Here is a 19,317-nt window from a genome sequence, read left to right as displayed (position 1 = left end):
GCGCCGCGGACATGTGCCGGATCGGGCGGTGCCGGATCACCAGCCCGCCGTTTCCAGAGGACCGAAAGATGGGCAACACCGCAATACGCCAGCAGGGCGCGTCCACCGTCCCGGCGGGCCGGGTGCACCCGCTCATGCTGGTCACCGTCGTGGCGTTCCTGCTGCCGGTCAGCTGGGACATCGGCTCCCTGTTCATGACGCCGATGCGGACGCTCTATGTCTTCACGGTGCCCGTGCTCGGGATCATCTGGCTGCGCGGCGGGATGGGGCCGAAGCTCATCGGGGACTGGCTGCTGATCGCCTATCTCGTCTGGATGGCCATGAGCGTCGGCAAGAACCACCCGTCGCAGCTGGTCACCTTCACCGCGTCGACCGGGCTGACGATCCTCGGCGGATATCTGACGGCGCGCTACACGGTGCGCAGCACGGCCGATTTCATGGCGCTGAGCCGGCTTCTGGCGGCGATCGTGATCGTGCTGCTGCTGCCGCTGGGGCTGTACGAATCCATCACCCATGCGAAGCCGCTGGTGACGGACCTGCTGTCCGGCCTGGGCTTCATCGACACCTACCGGCCGTCGATGTATTGCTGCCGCCTGGGGCTGGCGCGGGCGCAGACCGTGTTCGTCCACCCGATCCATCACGGCATCGCCTGTTCGATCCCCTTCGCGCTCTATTTCATGTCGACCGCGAACCATATCGGCTTCGTCCGGCGCGCGGTCGTGGCGTCCCTGATCGGGCTGGCGACCTTCACCTCGGTGTCGAGCGGCGCGGTCCTGGCGGTCGGCTTCATGGGCGCGCTGATCCTCTACGCGATAACCTTCGAAAGCCATCCGAAGCAGTGGCGGATGTTCCTGTGGGGGGTGGTGATCGTCTATGTCATTCTCGAACTGAACACGACGAAATTCGCGATCTTCACGCTGTCCGAGAAACTCGCGTTCAGCAACTGGAACGTCTATATCCGCGGGCTGCTCTACAATGCCGGGGTCGACCAGATCATGAAGACCCCGATCCTGGGGTTCGGCTACAACCGGCTGCCGCAACTGCCGCACTGGATGACGGGCAGCATGGACAATTACTGGCTGCAGCAGGCCGTGAGCCATGGCTTGCTCGGGTTCGTGCTGCCGTTCACGGCGTTTCTCTACGCGATCCTGCGGTCCGGGCGGAACGGGTTCACCAAGGGGTCCGATCTCTACAACGTGCGGCTGGCCTATGGCTTCACGCTGACCGCGCTCACGCTGTCCATGACCACGGTCGCCGTCTGGGCCGAGGTCCAGTCCATGATCTTCATGGCGCTCGGCATGGGGCAGTTCCTGTTCACCGCGCAGGAGGACGACACGCCCGTGGCCGCCGCGACCGTGCAGCGCCCATCCGCCCCGGTCTATACCCGCTTTCCCGCGGGCGCGGGCCAGCCCGGCGGCGCGGCCGCGCTGCCGCGCCGTCAGGTCCTGTCGCGCGCTTCCGGCGCGGGGAAGCGGGAGGCCTTCGCGGGGGTTTCGAAGCGCCGCCCGAACCGCATCATCGGCCCCTCGAACACGCGGTAGGAGACGACCGCGGCGGCATGGGTCACCGCGAGCACCACGACGGCCATGATCCAGAAGGGCGGCGGCACGTAGCCGCTGCGTTCGATCACGACATAGAGGCCGCCGATGACGAAGACGTGGAACAGGTAGGTGAAGTAGGAATAGAACCCGATGGCCGCCACGTTGCCGGTCACGGCGGTACGCAGGTTGCGGCCCCAGCGTTCGAACACGACGATCAGGAAGCCGACCGCGAGCGACACGTCGGTATAGGTCAGCGCGATGCTGGCGACCGGGCTCAGGGCGGAAACGACCTGGCTGGCGACGAAGGCCCCCCCGAGCACCAGCAGCGGGTATTTCCCGCGCACGAACAGCCATGCCGTCAGACCGCCGATGGCGATGGAATCCAGCCGCGCGAGGGGCAGGAAATAGAAGCCCTCCCCCCGGGATGCGAGATCGAGCTTGATGGCGATCGCCAGCGCGGTCGTGAACAGGAAGAACGCGGGCAGCCATGACCGCCGCCACCAGGCCATCAGCCCGAAGAGGATATAGGCGAATTCCTCCACCGACAGGGACCAGGTGATCTCGTAGGGCACGACGTTGCGGCCCTCGAAATGGACGACCCAGGCGGTCAGGAACGTGTAGGCGACCCAGATCCGGTCGAGCAGATGCCGGTCGACCCCGGTCGCCAGGATGCCCGCGGCGGCGATGGTCACGGCGACCATGTAGAGCGGCACGATCCGGAACACCCGGCGCAGGAAGAAGACTCGGATGAAATCCGGCCGCGTGCTGGTCATCAGGAAGACCGCGATCAGGTATCCCGAGAGCGGAAAGAAGATGTCGACCCCGTGCATCCCGCGCAGGCGGAAGAACTGCTGGATCGGGTCCATGTCCGCGAAGGCCGTGCCATGGGCGATCGACGTGTGGTAGACGACCACCATGGTGATGGCCACGGCCCGGATGCAGTCGAGCAGCTCGGAGCGGTGGGAGCGGATCTGCGTGGGCGGCAGGCCGGGCCCCTGCGGCGGGGCCCCCGCCGCGCCGGGCGACCCGCCCCCGAAACCCCCGAAACCCATGCGGGCCATGGCCTTGCGCACCCTGTCCACGATCATCCGCGGGCCCCGTCATGGCGCGCCGCGGCGGAGCTGCCGGGTCCGGTGCCGGCGGGAGCCCGGGGCCGCGGCGCGATCCGTCCGCAGGAACTGGCAGGATGGATCATGGACACCACCTTTCTCGACAACACACGCCGTGCGGCATACTGCATATGCGGCATCCTGTTAAGGGGACATGACGCTGGCGCCGCCGCGGGCGATTGCGCCGGTGACAAGGCGGCTGCCGCAGGGTAGCGTGGCGCGACCGTGGACGTGTTTTCCGGAGTTTTCGAGTGCCGTTCTCCAACCTGTGGACCGCCGGTTTCGCGGCGTTCGTGCGCATCCGGCAGGGCCTGAGCCATGGCCAGCGGGCGTGGCGCAAGCTGACCGGGCGGCGGCCCGACGGGTTCGCGGGGTCTGCCCCGCGCGCCATCCCCCGCCGGATCTGGGCGTACTGGGACCAGGGCGAGGCCGCGGCCCCGCCCGTCGTGCGCGCCTGTCTCGCGTCCTGGCGGCAGCACAACCCGGGTTGGGATCTGACCGTGCTCGACCGCGACAGCGCGCCCGCGCTGGCCGGGCTGCCCATGGACCCCGGCGACATTCCCGTGCAGTCCTATGCCGACCTGCTGCGCCTGCGGCTGCTGGCGCGCGAGGGCGGGGTGTGGGTGGATGCCACGACCTTCTGCCTGCGCCCGCTCGATCACTGGCTGCCGATGCTGGCGCAGGGCGGGTTCTTCGCCTTCACCTGGACCCCCGCCGACCGCTGGTTCATCTGGCCCAACGTGCCGCGGCGGATCACCAACTGGTTTCTCGCCTCGGAACCGGGCGGCGCGGTGATCTCCGCCTGGGACGCGCGCGCGCGCGCCTACTGGCAGGGCCGCCGCACGCCCCATGTCTATTACTGGCCGCACCTGATGTGGGATTTCATGGCCCTGACCGAGCGGCGGTTCGGGCGGATGGCGGCGGCGGTGCCGCGCATCGGCTGTTTCGGCCCCCATCTCGTGCATGACCACGTGCAGACCGGGCGCGACGCGGGGGCCGTGCGCGCCATGCTGGACGGCGGCGCGGTGCCCTTCCAGAAGCTGCGCTGGAACTGGTCCGACGCGCAGATCGCCCGCGCGCAGGAGGTGCTGCCCGCGCTCGCCCCGGTTTCCGGCCCGGCTTCCGGCCCGGTCCCGTGACCGCGGCGGGGTAGCCGCCTTTCGCCGATCCGTGCCCATCCGTTCCAGGAACCGCCCATGTCCCTGCGTTACCGACCTGAAATCGACGGGCTCCGGACCGTCGCCGTCGTGTCCGTGCTGATCTACCACCTCAAGGTTTCCGTGGCCGGGCTGCCGGTCCTGCCCGGCGGGTTCCTGGGCGTCGATGTCTTCTTCGTCATCTCGGGGTTCCTGATCGCGCGCATCATCCATGCCGAGCTGGACCGGACGGGCCGGTTCTCGATCGCGGATTTCTATGAACGGCGCGCCCGGCGCCTGCTGCCCGCGCTGTTCGCCGTCATCTTCGCCAGCGCGGCCGTCGCGAGCTTCGTGCTCGTCCCCAGCGCGATGATCGAGTTCGTCCGCTCCAGCCTCGCGTCGATCGCTTTCGTGTCGAACATCTACTGGTTCTTCGAAAGCCAGCAATACGGCGCGCGGTCCGGGCTGGTCCAGCCGCTGCTGCACACATGGTCGCTGGCGGTCGAGGAACAGTTCTACCTGGTCTTTCCGGGGCTGTTCCTGCTGGGGCTGCGGTTCGTGCGCCGGTGGCTTGTCCCGGCGGGCGTCGTCGGCATCGTGCTGGGGCTGATCCTCGCCGAGATGCTGACCCGTCTGCATTTCCCGTTCTCGTTCTACTGGCTGTTCAGCCGCGTGTGGGAACTGCTGGCGGGCGTGCTTCTGGCCCATGTCATGGTGACCCGGCCCGGCTGGCGCGACCGGGTGCCCGGCACCGGCGCGCTGCCCGCGCTCGGACTGCTGATGATCGCGGCCGGCATCCTGTTCATGCCGCTGGGCTGGCACCATCCGGGCATCGGCACCGTGCCCGCGGTCCTGGGCACGGTGCTGGTCATCGGGTTCGCCCGTCCGGGCGCGCCGGTCACGCGGCTGCTGTCGAGCCGGGGCTTCGTCGGGATCGGGCTGATCTCCTATTCGCTGTACCTGTGGCATTATCCCGTCTACGCCTTCGGGCGCATCCTGCGCCCTGAACCGGGCGTGTGGGACATGGCGGCCTGGCTGGCGCTCAGCTTCGCGCTCGCCGCCGCCAGCTACCGCCTTGTCGAACGGCCCTTCCGCGACCGCGCCGCCGTGCCGCTGCCCCGGCTGGCCTGGTCGGGCCTGGCCGCCACGGGGGCCGTGGTGGCCTTCGCGGCCGTGATGCTGGCCACCGACGGGCTGCGCGCGCGCCTGCCGGGGCTGATCGCGATCTACGGCGAGAACGAGTTCGACAACGCCGCCCTGCGGGATGCGTCCTGGGGGCCGCTTGCCGCGCTGGCGGCGGCACAGGGGCATGCGGGGTCGAACCCGTCCTGGCCCTCCGCCTTCGAACGCGATGTGGGGTGGTTCGATCCCGATGCCGGCACGCGCAACATCCTGCTGGTCGGCAACTCGCACAGCAAGGACATGTTCAACGTCCTGCACCTGGCCGCCGACCGGCTGCCGGGGCACGCCTTTGCCCGCTACGGGATGAACGACCGGGGGCTTGCGGGACAGCTGCCCGACCTGTTCGCCGCGCCGAATTTCGCGGCGGCGGATGTCGTGGTGCTGTCGTTCCGGTTTCAGCCGGGCATGCTGGCCGAGCTGCCCGCGCTGATCGACGCCATCGCCGCGCGGGGCAAGCAGGTCGCGATCCTGCTGAACACGGAGGAATTCAGGCCGCTGCACGGCCGCCCGCCCTTCGATGCGCATGTGCGGGACCGGGGCGGGCTGGATGTCGCGGCGCTCAACGCGCTTGGCTGGCAGATGCGCGACCGGGACCGGGTGGCGCCCCTGAACGCCCGCCTGCGCGCGATCGCCGCCGCGGCGGGCATCCCGGTTCTGGCGCGGTCGGATTTCATCTGCGACGCGCAGGCCGAGACCTGCGATCTTGCGACCCCGGACGGGCGCAAGGCGTTCTATGACGGCCATCACTACACGCTGGAAGGTGCTTCGCATTTCGCGGACCGGGTCGTCGCGACCGGCTGGCTCGATGCCCTTGACCGGTGACCGGGCCATCCCCGCGGGCGGCAAGCCGCTTGCGCATGGGGGGGATTGTTGCAAGCTGGGCGCGTGTTGCGTGTTTGTCGAGAAGGGGTAGAAACATGTCGAAGCGACCGGCCATCAAGGCGCTGCGCGTGCACATGCAGCGGGCCGTGCGGGACAACGGCCGCGGGATCGCCAATCTCGTGCGCGGCCCGAACCGCACGTGCCGGGTCTTCGGCGTCGGCGCGGCGAAGACGGGCACCCACACGATCGGCGAGATGTTCGCGGACCGCGTGCCCTCGGCCCACGAGATGGATGTCGACCGGCTCATCCGGCTGCTGCTCGACGAGGGTCCGAACAGCCCCGCGCTGCGGCGTTTCCTGAAGGTCCGGGATCGCTGGCGGGGGCTGCAGATCGACGCGTCCCACGTGAACATCTTCCTGCTCGACGATCTCATGGCGCTGTTTCCCGACAGCCGCTACCTGCTGACCGTGCGCAGCCCCGCGCTGTGGCTGCGGTCGTTCCTCGACGACAGCCTGCGTGCCGATGCCGCGCCGATCTGGCACCGCTTCCGCGATTTCCGCTTCGGGGCGAAGGCCGCGGCCGACGGTCCCGAGGCCGCGCTCGGGGAAGACGGGCTGTATACGGTGGAGGGATACCTGAAATACTGGGCGTTTTCCGTGACCGAGGTGCAGGCCCGCGTGCCGGCGGACCGGCTGCTCGTCGTGCCGACCGAAACGATCGGTGCCCGCGCCGCCGAGATCGCGCGCTTCGCGCAGGTGCCCGACCCCGACCGGCCGCCCGCGACCACCCACGCCTATCGCAACGCGCAGCGCTTCGGCGTGCTGGACCGGATCCCGCGGGCCCATCTCGAGGCGCGGCTGGAGACGCTGGCCGGGCCGGTGGCGCGCACGGTCCTGCCTGGCTGGACCGCGGCCGCGGATCTCGGCGCCGTGCTGCAGGCCCCGCCGCAGGACAGCCGGCACGGGTGACGGCGTTCCGGCGCGTCCGCGCGGTCGCCGCGCCCGGCCCGGACCCGGCTTGTTCCCCCGTGGAATATCCGGCAGGACGGTACGGACAGACGGAGAGACACGATGCCACAGACGCGCCACCCCGTTGCCCGGCGCCTGCGCGCGGCGGTCGTGGCGCGGATCGTGCCGCGCGGCGGGCATGGGCACACGCTCCTGTCCCGCCTGTTCCTGCGCACGAGCGGCGCGCCGCGCGCAGGGCTGCCGGACCCCTGGCAGGCAAGCGTCCGGCAGCGTCTTCTGGTGAACTGGCTGACGGATGTGCAGGGCATCCCCGTGACAGACGGCCACGTGGCGGTCGATCCGCCATGGGACGGCGCCGAAACCTGTCCCCGGGCGGTCATCGCGCAGGACCGGCAGACGGGCGCCATGGTCCTGCGCGACCGGGATGCGGCCGCGATCGCCGGCGGCATGGCCCGGCTGACCGGTGCGCTGGCGGACAGCCCTGATGCCGCGGTCGCCTACGGCGACGCGATCTGCGCGGATGCGGACGGGCGTGTGGCCGGGCACTGGCTGAAGGCCCCCCGACCCGATCCGCTGCTGGTGGCACAGGGCCTGCTGCTGCATGGGCTGGTGGCCGTGGCGAAGGACGCGCCGGGCAGCGCCGCGCTGCTGGCCGCGCTGCGCGGCGGCGCGACGCTGCAGGCGGCCATGGTGCACGTCGCCGATGGCATTCCCGCGGACCGGCTGGTCCATTGCGCGGCGCCGGTGGCGGTCTGCGCACCGCCGCGACCGCTCCCCATGGGCGTGCCGAACCTGCCGGACCCGCTGCCCGTCGTGTCGATCCTGATCCCGACGCGGAACGCCTGGGACCTGCTCGGTCCGTGCCTTGCGTCGCTGCGCGGCACCGACTGGCCCCGCGACCGGATGGAGATCCTCGTCATCGACAACGGATCGGACGATCCGGAGACGCTGGCGGAACTCGGCGCGCTGGCGGCGGCGGGGCAGATCACGCTGCTGCGCGACGACGGCGCGTTCAATTTCGCACGGCTGAACAACGCGGGCGCCCGCGCGGCGCGGGGCGACCTGCTGGTGCTGCTGAACAACGACACGACCGCACGCGACCCGGGCTGGCTGCGGACCCTGGCGGCGCACGCGCTGCGGCCGGGCATCGGCGCCGTGGGCTGCAAGCTGCTCTATCCCGATGGCGACGTGCAGCATGCGGGTGTCGCGCTCGGCATCCGCGGCGGGGCGCAGCATGTCTTCGTCGGGCTGCGTGCGGACGATCCCGGTTACAATCACCTTGCCGCCGTGGACCGGTCCGTCACCGCCGTGACCGCCGCCTGCCTTGCCGTCACGCGGGCCGCGTTCGACGCGGTGGGCGGGCTGCGCGAGGATCTCGCCGTGTCCTACAACGATGTCGTGTTCTGCGCCGATCTCATGGCCGCGGGCCATCGCAATGTCTGCGTGGCGTCCCCCCTGTTCGTCCACCACGAAAGCCGCAGCCGCGGCAAGGATACCGACCGGGCGAAACGCGACCGGCACCGCGCCGAACGCGCCCGCGCCATCGCCCTGCATCCGGACCTCTTCGCACAGGACCCGTTCTATTCGGCCCACCTGTCGCGCAAGGTCGATCACGCGCTGCTGCTCGCCTGACGGGGGCGGCGCCTTTCAGGACAGACGACAACCAATTCAAGAGCCCGACTGGACAGAACGCATATGGCAAGTTTCCTTCAGACCGAGATCACGGATCCCAGCTTCCACAAGCTGGAAACCCCCGCATGGCTGGAGCACGGCCCGTTCGCCATGTGGCTCGTGAAAAAGCTGCGGCCGCGCCGGATCGTCGAGCTGGGGACGCATTACGGCTATTCCTATTTCGCGATGTGCGAGGCGGTCGCGCAGGCAGGTCTCGACACGCAATGCGTCGCTGTCGACACATGGGTCGGCGAGGAGCATTCAGGCCGGTACGGCGCGCATGTCTTCGAATCCGTCGTGGCCGAGAACCGGAAATACGCGCATTTCAGTACCCTTCTCCGGAAGACCTTCGCAGAGGCGCGTGCCGACATCGCGGACGGGTCGGTCGATCTGCTGCATGTCGACGGGCGGCATTTCTACGACGACGTGAAGGAAGACCACGAGATCTGGATCCCGAAACTGAGCGACCGGGCCGTGGTGCTGTTCCATGACACGATGGTGCGCGAGCGTGGGTTCGGCGTGCACCGGTACTGGGCGGAACTGGCCGCGCGCCATCCTTCGTTCAATTTCAGCCACGGTCACGGGCTGGGCGTGCTCTTTCGCGGCGACGGCGTGCCGCCGGAACTGACGGAACTCGTCGGTCTTTCCGGGGCCGGGGGCGGGCCGGGCGTGGTGGAGGATTTCTTCCAGCTTGCCGGCGGCATCGCCGCGGAACGGTTTCGCGCCCGCGCCGACCGTCAGGCGCTGGAGGCCGAACTGGCCGAGGCCCGGCGCGCCGCCGCGGATCTGCACGCGCAGGCCGAGACGCTAGCGACCGAGAATGACGCGATCCAGATCGAACTGGACGAGGCCGGCGGCGTCGTGACCGAACTCACGGCGCGGACCCGGGATCTCGCCGGGCAGCTCGGACAGGTCGCGGCGGAACTGCGGCAGGCCAATGCCGATCTGGCGCGCGCCCGCCGGCGGCCGCTGAGGACCTTTTGGGATTTCCTCCGGTTCAGGGTTCTGACCGGGCTGTCGAAGGCAAGCCCGCCGCTGCCCGCGCGCATGGCGCGCCGTCTCGGGCGAAGCGGCGCGAAGCGTGATCCGAACCGGTCGCTCGTCGATCCTGCGGCCCTGTCCGTCCGCGGCTCCGGCGCCGTCTACCTGCCGGTTGCGACGGCGAGCAATTTCACGACCCATTACGCCGGACGCGCGGCACGCAAGCCGGACAGGCCCGACATCCTGATCGTGAGCCACGATGCCAGCCGGACCGGCGCGCCGATCCTGACCCTGAACCTGGTGCAGTCCCTGTCGCAGCGATACAACGTGACCACGCTGTGTCTGCGCGGCGGGGGCCTGCTGGACGATTTCGCGGCCCATTCGGTCGCGGTCCGGGAAGCCGAAAGGCCGACGGATGGCGGGCCATTCTACACGCGCGTGCTGGACGACATCCTCCCGGAGGCAGGCTTCGCCTTCGCGGTCGTCAACTCGATCGAGTCGCGCCACATGCTGGCCCCCCTGAAGGCGCGCGGCATCCCGAGCGTGGCCCTGCTGCACGAGTTCGCATCGTATACCCTGCCCGGAAATGCCTTCGCTGAGGCGATGTTCTGGGCGGACAAGACCGTGTTCTCCACCCGTCTCACCCTCGAGAACGCCGTCGATGCGAACCATCTCACACGGTCCGTGGACACGCATGTCATCCCGCAGGGCAAGTGCCGGGTTCCCGCGCAGCCCGGCCTGCCCGTCGAAAGCAGGGCCGAGCGGGACCGGCTGCGAAGCCTTCTGCGCCCCGAGGGCCTGTCGTCGCGCAAGTTCATCGTGATCGGTGCGGGGTACGTGCAGATCCGGAAGGGCGTGGATCTCTTCATCGACACGGCGATGCGTGTCCTGCAGGCGCCCGAGACCCGCGATGCCCTGTTCGTCTGGATCGGGGCGGGATACGACCCCAAGCGTGACAGCGGCTACTCGGTCTATCTCCAGGACCAGATGATGCGGGCCGGAATTGCCGACCGGGTTCTCATGCTGCCCGAAACGCCCGAGATCGAAACGGTCTACGGGCTCGCAGATGCCTTCCTGGTCGCGAGCAGGCTGGATCCGCTACCCAACGTGGCGATCGACGCCATGTGCACGGGGCTTCCGGTCTTCTGCTTCGCGCGGACGACCGGGATTGCCGACACGCTTACCGAGGCAGGCCTGTCGGAACACTGCGTCGCGCCGTATCTCGACACGCGGGACATGGCCTCGAAACTCGTCGCCTTTGCGGGTTCGGAGAAGCTTCGCGCGGATATTGCCGAAAGGACCCGCGCCCATGCGGCCACGGCGTTCGATTTCGACGGGTACGCCGGTCGGATCGAGGCGCTCGCCCTGTCGGACAGCCCCGATTTCGACACCGAAGCGGCCACGATCCTGGACAGCGGCCGCTTCGACCCGGACTTCTTCTGCGTCGCCGGGGCCGCAGCGAAGATGCCGCCGGAGGCCGCGGTCCGCCAGTATCTCGCAAGCGCCCGGAAAGGCGTCTGGGCACGCAAGCCGGAACCCGGCTTTCACCCGTATGTCTTCGCTCGCCACATGGCCGACGCAGTGCCCGCGCATGCGGATTCCTATGCCGAGTTCCTCAGGCGTGGGCGCCCCGAAGGCACCTGGATGGCGCAGGTCATCCGGGGCGGTTCCGCGGCGGCGGTGGGCGGTCCGGCGCCGCAGCGCAGCGCGCTGCATGTCCATGCGTATTACACCGACCAGTTGCAGGACGTGGTGCGGCGCCTGGACGGCAACCTCACGCGCCCCGACCTTTACGTGAGCGTTGCCGATGCCGCGGGCGCGCGCGCCGCCAGGCGCCATCTCGCCGGCTATTCCGGCACGGTCGCCGACGTGTCGGTCGTGCCGAATGCGGGGCGCGACATCGGTCCGCTGCTGACGCGTTTCGGGCCGGAACTGGTGCGCGACTACGAGGTGATCGGCCATGTCCACACGAAGAAGAGCGCGCATGTCGAGAACGCCGAGACGGTCAGGGCCTGGGTGGAATTCCTGTATTCCGGCGTCCTGGGGGGCGGGAAGGCCGGACCGATGATGGACCGGGTTCTTCACGCGATGCAGGGCGATAGCGGCATCGGTGTCGTCTATCCCGACGATCCCACCCTGATGGGCTGGACCAGGAATCTCGGCCATGCCCAAGACCTAGCGCGGCGCATGGGTTTCGGGTCCCTGCCGGATGCGTTCAATTTTCCCATCGGCACGATGTTCTGGATGCGCAATGCAGCACTCGAACCCTTCGTCGATCTGGGCCTGGCATGGTCCGACTATCCGAACGAACCGGCACCCAACGACGGCACCATGCTGCACGCGCTCGAACGGCTTTTCGGCATCGTGCCCGTGCTGAAGGGCTGGACGACGGCGGTCACCCATACGCCCGGGATCTCGCGCTGAGCGGGTGTCCCCGTGGCGCAGCGCGTGGCCATGAACAAGCTGCCGAAGGCGTTGCCGAACCGGGCCGGCTTCTTTCCCATCCGGGTCCAGGGGGCACCTGCAGGTCATGCCCGCGGCATCCGCGCCGACGGGCATGACGCGGCCGTCCGGGCATTTTCCCGATGCCGGGCTCCATGCGGGGGAGCCCCGGGGATCAAATCTTGTCAGCATGCTGCGATGGCGTGGCGGAGCCGGTGGGATTCGAACCCACGGAACCCGCTAGGGCTCAACGGTTTTCAAGACCGCCGCAATCGACCACTCTGCCACGGCTCCGGGATCGGGCCTAAAGCGTGACGCCGCCGCGGGCAAGGGCCGGGTGCGGCGGAAGGCCCGTGCGCCATCGGCAGTCTCTTGCCGGTTCGCGGGGGGCGGGCGCGTGCGAAATCGCACGTGCCTTTGACATATGTGAACGGTATGTTAACCACGCGCCGGGGATGTGTGTGGAATATTCCCGGCGCTGAAGCGTCGTCCCGCGAACAAGCGTGCCCTTCACCGATATAACGAGTGCCCCCATGTGTGATCTCTGCTTCATCCCGAAATGCAATTGCGACGCGGTGCTGGCCGACAGCCAGGTCTCCGATCCCGATGGCGCGTCCGGTGTCGCGGTGCGCGCGGCCCCGCCGCCGACCCTCGCGGATGCGCTGGCGCTGGACAGCAGCCAGCACTGGACGCAGGACACGATCCGCTACGGCTTTCCCGACACGGCCGACGGGTTCACGGGCGGACTGTCCTACTACTCGCCCTATGACGAACCCGGATCGCGGCTGACCCTGTCGGAATTCGGACGCGACAGCCTGCGCGACGGGTTCGCAGAATGGGACGCGGTGACCGCGCTCGGCATCGTCGAGGCCCCGGCCGGCACCATGGCCGAGATCAACGTGGGCGCGTCGGGCCTCCCCTCCACGGCCTGGGCGTATTACCCGGGCGGCCAGGCCGCCAATGGCGACATCTGGTTCAACACGGGCCAGTGGTTCCTCGATGCGCTGGCGGGCGGGAGCGGGCCCATCATCGGCAGCTATGCCCATGCCACGGGCATGCACGAATTCGGCCACGCGCTGGGGCTGAAGCACCCCCACCAGGTGTCGGGCGGCGGCACGGCGGTGCTCGATCCCGCCTATGACGCGGTCGAGTTCTCGATCATGTCCTATCGCTCCTACCCGGGCGGAGCGGTCGGCGCCTACACGATCGAAAGCTGGGGCTACCCGCAGACGCCCATGATGCTCGACATCGCCATGATCCAGGAGATCTACGGCGCGGACTACACCACGCTGGCGGGCGACACGACCTACACGGTCAGCACCGCCACGGGCGAGATGTTCGTCGACGGCATGTCCCAGGGCACACCGGGCGGGAACCGCGTGTTCCGCACCCTGTGGGACGGGGACGGCACCGACCATATCGACCTTGCGCAGTACACCACCAGCATGCATGCCGACCTGACCCCCGGCCGCGGCATCCGTTTCGACACCGACGGCAATTTCCAGGCGGCGCGGCTGGCCAGCGGCACCCATGCCGGGTTCAACATCTACATGTCCCTGCTGCATGACGGCGACACGCGATCGCTGATCGAGAACCTGACCACCGGGTCCGGCGACGACGTGCTGATCGGCAACGCGGCGGCCAACGTGCTGGCCAGCGCGGACGGTGCCAACAGCTTCACCGGGGGGGCTGGCGCGGACCGGCTGGTGCTGGGTGCCGGCGCGGACACGGTGATCGACAGGCTTGCGGGGCTCGACGGCGACACGGTCATGGGCTTCGACGCCGCGCAGGACCGGGTGCAGGTGCGGGACGCGCAGCCCGACACGCTGACGGCCACGCTGTCGGCGGGGCTGCTGACCCTGACCATGGGCGCGACGGTTGCCCGCGTGGCGTTCGACGGGCTCGACCCGGCATTCGACACGGTGTCGGTCACGCCGGACGGCCCGGACCTGGTCCTGGCGTTCAGCGCCAGCGGCAATCCCGACACGCCGGACACGCCCGACACCTCGACCACGCCCGAGAGCCTTCTGGCCGAGGCGGTGGCGGCCTACACGGCGGCGGGGCGCGCGGTGATCGAGGCGGTGGCGGGCGACGACGAGGTGAAATCCCCCGGCGGCGGTGCGGTCCTGATCGGCGACGATGGCTTCACCCGCCTGCGCGAGGGCACGGGCGACGACGTGATGTATGGCGGCGCCGGTCCGGACCATTTCGTGTGGAACGTCGCGCGCGCGGACGCGGAGCGCGACACGGTTCTGGATCTCGACTTTGCCGGGGGCGACGTGCTGCGCCTGTCGCAGGCCGCCGGGTCGATCTGGATCAAGAGCGACGCGGACCTGTCTGCGGCCATCGACAGCGGCCTTCTGACGGCGCGGTCGAACGGGGCGGGCGGCACGGAACTGGCGCTGGCCGCCGCCCCCGGCCGGGTGCTGGACCTGGCGTTCCACGTCCATCCCGACAGCGGCCCGGCCGCGCCGGACACGCCCGACATCTCGACCACGCCCGAGAGCCTTCTGGCCGAGGCGGTGGCGGCCTACACGGCGGCGGGGCGCGCGGTGATCGAGGCGGTGGCGGGCGACGACGAGGTGAAATCCCCCGGCGGCGGTGCGGTCCTGATCGGCGACGATGGCTTCACCCGCCTGCGCGAGGGCACGGGCGACGACGTGATGTATGGCGGCGCCGGTCCGGACCATTTCGTGTGGAACGTCGCGCGCGCGGACGCGGAGCGCGACACGGTTCTGGATCTCGACTTTGCCGGGGGCGACGTGCTGCGCCTGTCGCAGGCCGCCGGGTCGATCTGGATCAAGAGCGACGCGGACCTGTCTGCGGCCATCGACAGCGGCCTTCTGACGGCGCGGTCGAACGGGGCGGGCGGCACGGAACTGGCGCTGGCCGCCGCCCCCGGCCGGGTGCTGGACCTGGCGTTCCACGACCCCTACGACATCGCCTGACCCGCCGGCCCGGCCGACGTTGCCCGCAGGACACTGGCCGGCCGGGGTATCCTTTTGCCGCTTTGCCGATGTCCGGGCGTGTTGCTATGGGCACGGCGACCCAGTCCAGTTGAAAGTCAGTCCCATGGTTCAGTCCCCGCATGCCCCGATCCCCGAACTCTACGTGTCGTATGACAGCGCCCAGAAGCTGAAGATCGAAGCGGGCGAGATGCCCAGCTGGGATCTCACCGCGCGCCAGATGTGCGATCTCGAACTGCTGATGAACGGCGGGTTCAGCCCGCTCAAGGGGTTCCTGGGGCAGGCCGATTACGACGGCGTGGTCGACGAGATGCGGCTCGCGGACGGCACGCTCTGGCCGATGCCGATCACGCTGGATGTCAGCGAAAAATTCGCCGACACGATCGAACCGGGCACCGACATCGCCCTGCGCGACCCCGAGGGCGTGATCCTCGCGGTGATGAACGTCACCGACCGCTGGACCCCGGACAAGACGCGCGAGGCCGAAAAGGTCTTCGGCGCCGACGACATGGCGCATCCGGCGGTGGCCTATCTGCACCGCAGCGCGGGGCCGGTCTATCTCGGCGGGCCGGTCACCGGCCTGCAGGCCCCGGTGCATTACGATTTCCGCGCCCGGCGCGACACCCCGAATGAGCTGCGCGCCTATTTCCGCAAGCTCGGCTGGCGCAAGGTCGTGGCCTTCCAGACCCGCAACCCGCTGCACCGCGCGCATCAGGAACTGACCTTCCGCGCCGCGAAGGAAGCGCAGGCCAACCTGCTGATCCACCCGGTCGTGGGGCTGACGAAGCCCGGCGACGTGGACCATTTCACCCGCGTGCGCTGCTACGAGGCGGTGCTCGACCAGTACCCGGCGGCCACCACCACGATGTCGCTGCTGAACCTGGCGATGCGCATGGCGGGTCCGCGCGAAGCCGTGTGGCACGGGCTGATCCGCCGCAACCACGGGGTCACCCATTTCATCGTCGGCCGCGATCACGCGGGCCCCGGCAAGAATTCCGCGGGCGAGGATTTCTACGGCCCCTACGACGCGCAGGACCTGTTCCGCCAATACGAATCCGAGATCGGCGTCGAGATGGTGCCGTTCAAGCACATGGTCTACGTGCAGGAACGCGCGCAATACGAACCCGCCGACGAGATCGAGGAGGGCGTGACGGTCCTGAACATCTCGGGCACGGAATTGCGCCGCCGCCTGCGCGAAGGGCTGGAAATCCCCGACTGGTTCTCCTTCCCCGCCGTGGTGAAGGAGTTGCGCCGCACCTCGCCGCCGCGCGACCAGCAGGGCTTCACCGTGTTCTTCACGGGCTTTTCGGGGTCGGGCAAGTCCACCATCGCCAACGCGCTGATGGTCAAGCTGATGGAAATGGGCGGCCGGCCGACCACGCTTCTGGATGGCGACGTGGTGCGCAAGCACCTCAGCTCGGAGCTGGGGTTCTCCAAGGAACACCGCGACATCAACATCCGCCGGATCGGCTATGTCGCGTCGGAAATCACCAAGAACGGCGGCATCGCCATCTGCGCGCCCATCGCCCCCTATGCCGCGACCCGCGCGCAGGTGCGCGAGATGATCGAAAGCTACGGCGCCTTCGTGGAGGTCCATGTGGCGACCTCGATCGAGGAATGCGAACGGCGCGACCGCAAGGGGCTCTACAAGCTGGCACGTGAAGGCAAGATCAAGGAATTCACGGGGATCTCGGACCCTTACGACGTGCCTGAACATCCCGAACTGCGGCTCGACACCGAAGGGACCGACGTGGATTACTGCGCGCAGCAGGTGCTGCTGAAGCTCGAGAGCCTGGGGCTGATCGGCGCCGGATCCTGACGGGTTGGCCCGGTCCGGGTGCCCCGCGCCCGGACCGTGCCCGTGCCGCTGCTGGGTCCGGACAATGTCACTGGACCTGAAGACCGTCCCTGGGGTAACCAGACGGAGGTTCCCGCGGGAACCGAGGTGGCCCTGTATGCTGGTAACGAGATGACATCCGACCCCCCCAAGAAGCTTCTCAAGACGAAAAAGCGCGGGCTGAGCAAGATCCTGTGGATGCGCAACATCCTGATCGCGCTGAAACGCAACTACCTCGTCCGGGTCTGGGGCATGGACATCCACCCGTCGGTGCGCGTGGCGATGTCGGCCAAGCTCGACCGGACCTTTCCCGTGGGCGTGCATGTGGGGGAAAACACCTCCATCGCCTTCGAGGCGCGGATCATGACCCATGACCGCACGCGGGGCCTGTACCTGCACACCCGCATCGGGCGGAACTGCTTCATCGGCGGGCGCAGCATGATCCTGCCGGGGGTGGAGATCGGCGACAATTGCGTCATCGGGGCCGGGTCGGTGGTAACCAAGTCGATCCCGCCGCGCTGCGCCGTGGGCGGCAATCCGGCGAAGATCCTGAAGGAAAACATCGAGGTCGGCCCCTATGGCCGGTTCCTCACCGCCGACGAGACCGAAAGCAAGCTGGTCGAGGCCGGTCTGGCGTGACGCTCGGGTGGTTTGTCCACTTCTTCGGCCTCGCCTTCGTCTACGCGGCCCTCGCCACCGGCCTGGCCGTCGGGGGGCTGGCCGGGTTCGGGCGCGTCCGCGCCGCCTGGCACGCGGCGCCCGCGATCATGGCCACGGCCTTCTTCGTCTTCCTGACCCAGCATCCCTTTCCGGACCCGGCCGTCATGGACTGCCCGCTGGCGCGTGCCGAACCGCAGCTGCGCCCGTTCCATTTCCTCGATACCGTCGCCATGCTGCACGACAGGGGCGTGGGGCTGCGGGGCTGGCTCACCAACAAGACGCTCGCCGCGGTGGTCATGAATGTCGTGATCTGCGCGATCATCGGCGCGGCGCTGGCCCGGCACGTGCGCCGGTTGCGGACCGCCGCGCTGTTCGGCGCGGGCCTGACCCTGTCGGTCGAGCTGACCCAGCTCACCGGGGTCTGGGGGCTGTTTCCCTGCCCCTACCGCCAGTTCAACGTGGATGACCTGATCCTGAACATGACGGGCGTGCTGTCGGGCTTCGTGCTGGTCCGGCGCGTCCTTGCACGGGGCGGGGTGCGCGGCACCTGAAGGCCCGTCCCGGCGCACGGGACGCGGCGGCCATGTGCGCGTTGACGGGACAGGCGCCCTGACCTAGGCATGGACCTGCAGTTTGCCGATCGTCCCTGTAACTGGTCTTCGCCGGGTAACACGCCATGAACAAGATACGCTTTGCCGTCGTCGGGTGTGGATACGTGGCCGATTACTACATGCGCACGGCGGCGAACCATCCCGATGTGGAGATCGTGCGCGGGTACGACCGCAGCGCGGACAATGCCCGGCGCTTCACCGCTTACTGGAACGTGCCCGCCACCGACGACGCGGACGCGTTCTATGACGGGCTGGCGGTGGACGCGGTTCTCAACCTCACCAATCCGGACAGCCATTACGCGGTCACCCGTGATGCGCTGACGCGCGGTTTCCCGGTCTACTCGGAAAAGCCGCTCGCCATGGAGGTGCCGGACATCTTCGCCCTGCGCGACCTTGCGCGGGACAAGGGGCTGGCGCTGGCCTCCGCCCCCTGCAACCACCTGTCCGAGGTCTTCGCCGCCACCCGCGACGGGCTGCAGGCGGGCCATGTCGGCCGCCCGCTGCTGGCCTATGCCGAGATGGACGACAATTTCATCGCCCGGACCCCCTACGAGACCTGGATCAACCCGTCCGGCGCGCCCTGGCCCTTCGAGGACGAGTTCGCGGTCGGCTGCACGCTGGAACATGCCGGCTATTACCTGACCTGGCTGATCGCGCTGTTCGGGTCCGTCCGCGCCGTGCATGCCTTCGGGGCGCTGTGCCATCCCGGCAAGCCCGTGCCCGAGGGCCGCAGGGAAAGCCCCGATTTCACCGTCGCCTGCCTGGAATTCGACAGCGGCATGACCGCCCGGCTGACCTGCGGCGTGGTGGCGCCCAAGGATCACCGGCTGCAGGTCTTCGGCGATGCGGGGACGCTCGAGGTCGAGGATTCCTGGTTCTACGACAGCCCCGTGAGCTATCGGCGCTGGCTGCGGATCCGGCGCAAGTTCCTGCTCACGCCGTGGCGCACCCGGCTGCCGGTGGCGAAATCGCCGGTGCCGCTGCCCAAGACCGGATCGGCGGCGATGGATTTCATCCGCGGCCCGATCGAGATGGTCAGCGCCGCGCGCGACGGGCGCACCAGCCGCCTGCCGATGGATTTCTGCGTCCATTTCAACGAGGTCGCCCTGGCGATCCACCAGGCGGATACCCGCCGCGCGGTCTACGAGGTGCAGAGCCGGCTGGAGGACCACGCCCCGCTGGCCATCGCCGCGCAGGCGGGGCGGTCCTCCGTGCTCGAGGACCGGCTGATTCCGGTGGCCGAACGCCTGATCGGGCTCGTGAAGAAATGACGCGGGACGGCACGCCGCCGCCCGTGGCGCTGCGGGGATGGGGCATCGTCGGGACCGGCGCCATCGCCGCGCGCTTCGCCGTGGCCTGCCGCGAGGCGGGCACCCCCGCCGTCGCCGTGG

The 19,317-nt window shown here is 69.2% G+C and carries 12 protein-coding genes and 1 tRNA gene; 11 read left to right on the top strand and 2 right to left on the bottom strand.

From position 1 onward, the window contains the following. Window positions 1-68 precede the first annotated feature (68 nt). Entirely contained in the window at window positions 69-1,541 is a 1,473-nt protein-coding gene (locus DDE13_RS14920; RefSeq protein WP_162631035.1) for an O-antigen ligase family protein, read from the top strand. Here DDE13_RS14920 and DDE13_RS14915 read toward each other — a convergent pair. Further along, window positions 1,439-2,629 (bottom strand): acyltransferase family protein, encoded by a 1,191-nt coding sequence (locus DDE13_RS14915; RefSeq protein ID WP_111405086.1) that lies wholly within the window; start codon window positions 2,627-2,629, stop codon window positions 1,439-1,441. The two genes, DDE13_RS14920 and DDE13_RS14915, sit on opposite strands and share 103 nt — an antisense overlap. A 272-nt stretch (window positions 2,630-2,901) precedes the next feature. Here DDE13_RS14915 and DDE13_RS14910 point away from each other — a divergent pair, with 272 nt between their 5' ends. From DDE13_RS14910 to DDE13_RS14890, 5 genes are all read left to right on the top strand, one after another. Continuing rightward, window positions 2,902-3,789, top strand: a complete 888-nt coding sequence (locus DDE13_RS14910) for a capsular polysaccharide synthesis protein (protein ID WP_111405085.1) — start codon at window positions 2,902-2,904, stop codon at window positions 3,787-3,789. A gap of 57 nt (window positions 3,790-3,846) precedes the next feature. Beyond that, the gene (locus DDE13_RS14905) at window positions 3,847-5,790 is read left to right on the top strand and encodes an acyltransferase family protein (RefSeq protein ID WP_111405084.1); all 1,944 of its coding nucleotides are present in this window, start codon (window positions 3,847-3,849) and stop codon (window positions 5,788-5,790) included. Between the two features lie 95 nt (window positions 5,791-5,885). Next, window positions 5,886-6,758, top strand: coding sequence for a sulfotransferase (locus DDE13_RS14900; RefSeq protein ID WP_111405083.1), 873 nt, complete (start codon window positions 5,886-5,888; stop codon window positions 6,756-6,758). Window positions 6,759-6,860: 102 nt separating this feature from the next. Continuing rightward, entirely contained in the window at window positions 6,861-8,390 is a 1,530-nt protein-coding gene (locus DDE13_RS14895; RefSeq protein ID WP_111405082.1) for a glycosyltransferase family 2 protein, read from the top strand. A gap of 63 nt (window positions 8,391-8,453) precedes the next feature. Beyond that, window positions 8,454-11,834, top strand: a complete 3,381-nt coding sequence (locus DDE13_RS14890; RefSeq protein ID WP_111405081.1) for a rhamnan synthesis F family protein — start codon at window positions 8,454-8,456, stop codon at window positions 11,832-11,834. Between the two features lie 222 nt (window positions 11,835-12,056). On the opposite strand, the gene DDE13_RS14885 is transcribed toward DDE13_RS14890, so the two are convergent. Continuing rightward, window positions 12,057-12,146 (bottom strand) — tRNA-Ser (locus DDE13_RS14885). Window positions 12,147-12,385: 239 nt separating this feature from the next. Here DDE13_RS14885 and DDE13_RS14880 point away from each other — a divergent pair. From DDE13_RS14880 to DDE13_RS14855, 5 genes are all read left to right on the top strand, one after another. Continuing rightward, a complete protein-coding gene (locus DDE13_RS14880; protein ID WP_111405080.1) occupies window positions 12,386-14,800 on the top strand; it encodes a M10 family metallopeptidase in 2,415 nt (804 codons plus the stop codon). 124 nt (window positions 14,801-14,924) lie between these two features. Continuing rightward, a complete protein-coding gene (locus tag DDE13_RS14875; protein WP_111405079.1) occupies window positions 14,925-16,637 on the top strand; it encodes a bifunctional sulfate adenylyltransferase/adenylylsulfate kinase in 1,713 nt (570 codons plus the stop codon). 150 nt (window positions 16,638-16,787) lie between these two features. After that, a complete protein-coding gene (locus DDE13_RS14870; protein WP_111405078.1) occupies window positions 16,788-17,294 on the top strand; it encodes an acyltransferase in 507 nt (168 codons plus the stop codon). Continuing rightward, window positions 17,291-17,866, top strand: coding sequence for a VanZ family protein (locus DDE13_RS14860; RefSeq protein ID WP_162631034.1), 576 nt, complete (start codon window positions 17,291-17,293; stop codon window positions 17,864-17,866). The genes DDE13_RS14870 and DDE13_RS14860 overlap by 4 nt, the downstream gene beginning before the upstream one ends. Window positions 17,867-17,991: 125 nt before the next feature. After that, a complete protein-coding gene (locus tag DDE13_RS14855; RefSeq protein ID WP_111405077.1) occupies window positions 17,992-19,197 on the top strand; it encodes a Gfo/Idh/MocA family protein in 1,206 nt (401 codons plus the stop codon). The last annotated feature ends 120 nt before the right edge of the window (window positions 19,198-19,317 follow it).

Source organism: Meridianimarinicoccus zhengii (assembly GCF_003254465.1).
Classification (GTDB): domain Bacteria; phylum Pseudomonadota; class Alphaproteobacteria; order Rhodobacterales; family Rhodobacteraceae; genus Meridianimarinicoccus; species Meridianimarinicoccus zhengii.
Note: the sequence above shows the minus strand (reverse complement) of the source record. Positions and strands in the feature narration are given on the sequence as shown.